The organism is Rhizobacter sp. P2_H3 (assembly GCF_056403355.1).
Genome location: NZ_JBFUFQ010000302.1, coordinates 1 through 6,127, shown reverse-complemented (window position 1 = coordinate 6,127; position 6,127 = coordinate 1). Strand labels below are relative to the sequence as shown.

General features: G+C 66.9%; 1 protein-coding gene. It reads left to right on the top strand.

Translation table 11 applies throughout. The features are described from left to right. On the top strand, nucleotides 1-6,127 hold a 6,127-nt coding region (locus tag AC1D1T_RS29380), incomplete at both ends, for a VCBS domain-containing protein (RefSeq protein WP_477993018.1).

Genomic DNA, 6,127 nt, shown 5'->3' with positions numbered 1-6,127 from the left:
GTTCCAGGCTCAGCCTGCCACCGCGGGCACCTACGGCACCTTCACGCTCGCCGCTGATGGCACCTGGACCTACGCCGCCGCCAACAACAACGCCACGGTTCAGGCGCTGCGCGCTGATCAATCTCTGACCGAGACCTTCTCCGTCAAGAGCGCCGACGGGACCTCGTCGAGCGTCACAGTCACCATCCAGGGCACCAACGACGTCGCGGTGATCTCTGGTGCCAATACCGGCTCCGTCACGGAAGACACCGCGGTCAACGGCGCCGGCAATCTGACGACCGGCGGCACCCTGTCCGTCGCCGACATCGACAACGGCCAGGCCGTGTTCCAGGCTCAGACAGCCACCCCTGGCACCTACGGTACCTTCGCACTCGCCACCGACGGCACCTGGACCTACACCGCGGCCAACAGCAACGCCGCGGTTCAGGCGCTGCGCGCCGACCAGTCGCTCACCGAGACCTTCAGCGTCAAGAGCGCCGACGGGACTTCTTCGAGCGTCACCGTCACCATCCACGGCACGAACGATGTGGCCGTGATCAGCGGCGCCACTTCCGGCTCCGTCACCGAAGACACTGCGGTCAACGGCTCCGGCAACCTGACCACCGGTGGCACCCTGTTCGTCGCAGACGTCGACAACGGCCAGGCGGTGTTCCAGGCTCAGCCCGCCACTGCCGGCACCTACGGCACCTTCGCACTCGCCACCGACGGCACCTGGACCTATACCGCGGCCAACAGCAACGCCGCGGTTCAGGCGCTGCGCGCCGACCAGTCGCTGACCGAGACCTTCTCGGTCAAGAGCGCCGACGGGACCTCGTCGAGTGTCACGGTCACCATCCAGGGCACGAACGATGTGGCGGTGATCAGCGGCGCCACCTCGGGGACCGTCACCGAAGACACGGCCGTGAACGGCTCCGGTAACCTGACCACCGGTGGCACCCTGTTCGTCGCAGACGTCGACAACGGCCAGGCCGTGTTCCAGGCTCAGACCGCCACTGCCGGCACCTACGGCACCTTCGCTCTCGCTGCCGATGGCACGTGGACCTACGCAGCTGCGAACAGCAACGCCACGATCCAGGCTCTGCGCGCCGATCAGTCGCTGACGGAGACCTTCTCCGTCAAGAGCGCCGACGGCACTTCGTCGAGTGTCACGGTCACCATCCAGGGCACGAACGACGCCGCTGTCATCTCCGGCGCGACCTCGGGTTCCGTCACCGAAGACACCGCCGTCAACGGCGCCGGCAACCTGACCACCGGCGGCACCCTGTCGGTCGCCGACGTCGACAACGGCCAGGCCGTGTTCCAGGCTCAGACCGCCACTGCCGGCACCTACGGCACCTTCGCTCTCGCTGCCGATGGCACGTGGACCTACGCAGCGGCGAACAGTAACGCCGTGGTTCAGGCGCTGCGCGCCGACCAGTCGCTGACCGAGACGTTCTCGGTCAAGAGCGCCGATGGCACCAGCTCCTCTGTCACCGTCACCATCCAAGGCACGAACGATGTGGCCGTGATCAGCGGCGCCACCTCCGGCTCCGTCACCGAAGACACCGCCGTCAACGCCTCCGGCAACCTGACCACCGGCGGCACGCTGTCCGTCGCCGACGTCGACAACGGCCAGGCCGTGTTCCAGGCCCAGCCTGCCACTGCCGGCACCTACGGCACCTTCACGCTTGCCACCGATGGCACGTGGACCTACGCAGCGGCGAACAGCAACACCAYGATCCAGGCTCTGCGCGCCGATCAGTCGCTAACGGAGACCTTCTCCGTCAAGAGCGCCGACGGCACTTCGTCGAGTGTCACGGTCACCATCCAGGGCACGAACGACGCCGCTGTCATCTCCGGCGCCACCTCGGGTTCCGTCACCGAAGACACCGCGGTCAACGGCGCCGGCAATCTGACCACCGGTGGCACCCTGTCCGTCGCCGACATCGACAACGGCCAGGCCGTGTTCCAGGCTCAGACAGCCACTGCTGGCACCTACGGCACCTTCACGCTTGCCACCGATGGCACGTGGACCTACGCAGCGGCGAACAGCAACRCCACGATCCAGGCTCTGCGTGCCGAYCAGTCGCTGACCGAGACGTTCRCCGTCAAGAGCGCCGACGGAACCTCATCGAGCGTCACAGTCACCATCCAGGGCACCAACGACGTCGCGGTGATCTCTGGTGCCAATACCGGCTCCGTCACGGAAGACACCGCGGTCAACGGCGCCGGCAATCTGACGACCGGCGGCACCCTGTCCGTCGCCGACATCGACAACGGCCAGGCCGTGTTCCAGGCTCAGACGGCCACTGCCGGCACCTACGGCACCTTCACGCTGACATCGGCCGGCGTGTGGACCTACGCAGCCGCCAACAGCAACGCGACAATCCAAGCCCTGCGWGCCGATCAGTCGCTGACGGAGACCTTCTCCGTCAAGAGCGCCGACGGCACCAGCTCGTCGGTCACCGTCACCATCAAGGGCGCCAACGACGCTGCCGTCATCTCCGGTGCGACCTCSGGTTCCGTCACCGAAGACACCGCGGTCAATGCCTCGGGCAACCTGACCACCGGCGGCACCTTGTCCGTCGCCGACATCGACAACGGCCAGGCCGTGTTCCAGGCTCAGCCGGCCACCGCGGGTACCTACGGCACCTTCACGCTCGCCGCCGACGGCACCTGGACTTACGCCGCCGCCAACAGCAACGCGACGATCCAAGCCCTGCGCGCCGATCAGTCGCTGACCGAAACCTTCACCGTCAAGAGCGCCGACGGCACCAGCTCCTCTGTCACGGTCACCATCCAGGGCACGAACGACGCAGCGGTCATCTCCGGCGCCACCTCCGGCTCCGTCACCGAAGACACCGCCGTCAACGGCTCTGGCAATCTGACCACCGGTGGCACCCTGTCCGTCACCGACGTCGACAACGGCCAGGCGGTGTTCCAGGCTCAGCCTGCCACTGCCGGCACCTACGGCACCTTCACGCTGACATCGGCCGGCGTGTGGACCTACGCAGCCGCCAACARCAACACCACGATCCAGGCYCTGCGYGCCGAYCARTCGCTGACCGAGACRTTCRCCGTCAAGAGCGCTGATGGCACCAGCTCGTCGGTCACCGTCACCATCYACGGCACGAACGACACCGCTGTCATCTCCGGCGCGACCTCGGGTTCCGTCACCGAAGACACCGCGGTCAACGGCGCCGGCAATCTGACGACCGGCGGCACCCTGTCCGTCGCCGACGTCGACAACGGCCAGGCCGTGTTCCAGGCTCAGCCTGCCACTGCAGGTACCTACGGCACCTTCGCGCTCGCCACCGACGGCACGTGGACTTACGCAGCCGCCAACAGCAACGCGACGATCCAAGCCCTGCGCGCCGATCAGTCGCTGACCGAAACCTTCACCGTCAAGAGCGCCGACGGGACTTCTTCGAGCGTCACGGTCACCATCAAGGGTGTCAACGACGCTGCCGTCATCTCCGGCGCCACCTCGGGTTCCGTCACAGAAGACACTGCGGTCAACGGCTCCGGTAACCTGACCACCAGCGGCACCCTGTCCGTCGCCGACATCGACAACGGCCAGGCCGTGTTCCAGGCCCAACCTGCCACCGCGGGCACCTACGGCACCTTCACTCTCGCCGCCGAYGGCTCCTGGACTTATGCAGCTGCGAACAGCAACGCCACGGTCCAGGCGCTGCGTGCCGATCAGTCGCTGACCGAGACCTTCACGGTCAAGAGCGCTGATGGCACCAACTCCTCCGTCACGGTCACCATCCAGGGCACGAACGATGTGGCCGTGATCAGCGGCGCCACCTCGGGGACCGTCACCGAAGACACGGCCGTGAACGGCTCCGGTAACCTGACCACCGGTGGCACCCTGTTCGTCGCGGACGTCGACAGCGGCCAGGCGGTGTTCCAGGCTCAACCGGCCACTGCCGGCACCTACGGCACCTTCGCGCTCGCCGCCGACGGCACCTGGACCTACGCAGCCGCCAACARCAACRCCACGATCCAGGCTCTGCGTGCCGACCAGTCGCTSACCGAGACMTTCRSCGTCAAGAGCGCCGACGGGACCTCGTCGAGCGTCACCGTCACCATCCACGGCACGAACGATGTGGCCGTGATCAGTGGTGCCACGTCCGGCTCCATCACGGAAGACACCGCCGTCAACGCCTCCGGCAATCTGACCACCGGCGGCACGCTGTCTGTCGCCGACGTCGACAACGGCCAGGCCGTGTTCCAGGCTCAGCCTGCCACCGCGGGCACCTACGGCACCTTCACGCTCGCCGCTGATGGCACCTGGACCTACGCCGCCGCCAACAACAACGCCACGGTTCAGGCGCTGCGCGCTGATCAATCTCTGACCGAGACCTTCTCCGTCAAGAGCGCCGACGGGACCTCGTCGAGCGTCACCGTCACCATCCAGGGCACCAACGACGTCGCGGTGATCTCCGGTGTCAATACCGGCTCCGTCACCGAAGACACCGCCGTCAACGCCTCCGGCAACCTGACCACCGGCGGCACCCTGTCCATCGCCGATGTCGACAACGGCCAGGCGGTGTTCCAGGCTCAACCGGCCACCGTGGGCACCTACGGCACCTTCGCGCTCGCCGCCGACGGCACCTGGACTTATGCAGCCGCAAACAGCAACGCCACGATCCAGGCGTTGCGCGCCGACCAGTCACTGACGGAGACCTTCTCCGTCAAGAGCGCCGATGGCACCTCGTCGAGCGTCACCGTCACCATCCACGGCACGAATGATGTGGCCGTGATCAGCGGCGCCACCTCGGGTGCTGTCACGGAAGACACCGCGGTCAATGGCGCCGGCAACCTGACGACCGGCGGCACCCTGTCCGTCGCCGACATCGACAACGGCCAAGCCGTGTTCCAGGCTCAGACGGCCACTGCCGGCACCTACGGCACCTTCGCACTCGCCACCGACGGCACCTGGACCTACACCGCGGCCAACGGCAACACCGCCGTTCAGGCGCTTCGCGCCGATCAATCGCTGACCGAAACCTTCTCGGTCAAGAGCGCTGATGGCACTTCTTCGAGCGTCACCGTCACCATCCACGGCACGAACGATGTCGCCGTGATCAGTGGTGCCACGTCCGGTTCCATCACGGAAGACACCGCCGTCAACGCCTCCGGCAATCTGACCACCGGCGGCACGCTGTCTGTCGCCGACATCGACAACGGCCAGGCCGTGTTCCAGGCTCAGCCTGCCACCGCGGGCACCTACGGCACCTTCACGCTCGCCACCGACGGCACCTGGACCTACGCAGCGGCCAACAACAACGCCACGGTCCAGGCGCTGCGCGCTGATCAATCGCTGACCGAAACCTTCTCGGTCAAGAGCGCGGACGGGACCAGCTCGTCGGTCACCGTCACCATCCAGGGCACGAACGACACCGCTGTCATCTCCGGCGCCACCTCGGGCTCGGTCACCGAAGACACGGCTGTCAACGCTTCCGGCAACCTGACCACCGGTGGCACGTTGTCTGTCGCCGATGTCGACAACGGCGAAGCTGTGTTCCAGGCTCAGACAGCCACCGCTGGCACCTACGGCACCTTCGCACTCGCCACCGACGGCACCTGGACCTACACCGCGGCCAACAGCAACGCCGCGGTTCAGGCGCTGCGCGCCGACCAGTCGCTGACCGAAACCTTCTCGGTCAAGAGCGCGGACGGGACCAGCTCGTCGGTCACCGTCACCATCAAGGGCGCCAACGACGCTGCCGTCATCTCCGGCGCGACCTCCGGCTCCGTCACCGAAGACACCGCCGTCAATGCCTCGGGCAACCTGACCGCCGGCGGCACCCTGTCCGTCGCCGACGTCGACAACGGCCAAGCCGTGTTCCAGGCTCAGCCTGCCACCGCGGGTACCTACGGCACCTTCACCCTTGCCGCCGACGGCACCTGGACTTATGCAGCTGCGAACAGCAACGCCACGATCCAGGCGTTGCGCGCCGACCAGTCGCTGACCGAGACCTTCAGCGTCAAGAGCGCCGACGGAACCTCATCGAGCGTCACAGTCACCATCCAGGGCACCAACGACGTCGCGGTGATCTCTGGTGCCAATACCGGCTCCGTCACGGAAGACACCGCGGTCAACGGCGCCGGCAATCTGACGACCGGCGGCACCCTGTCC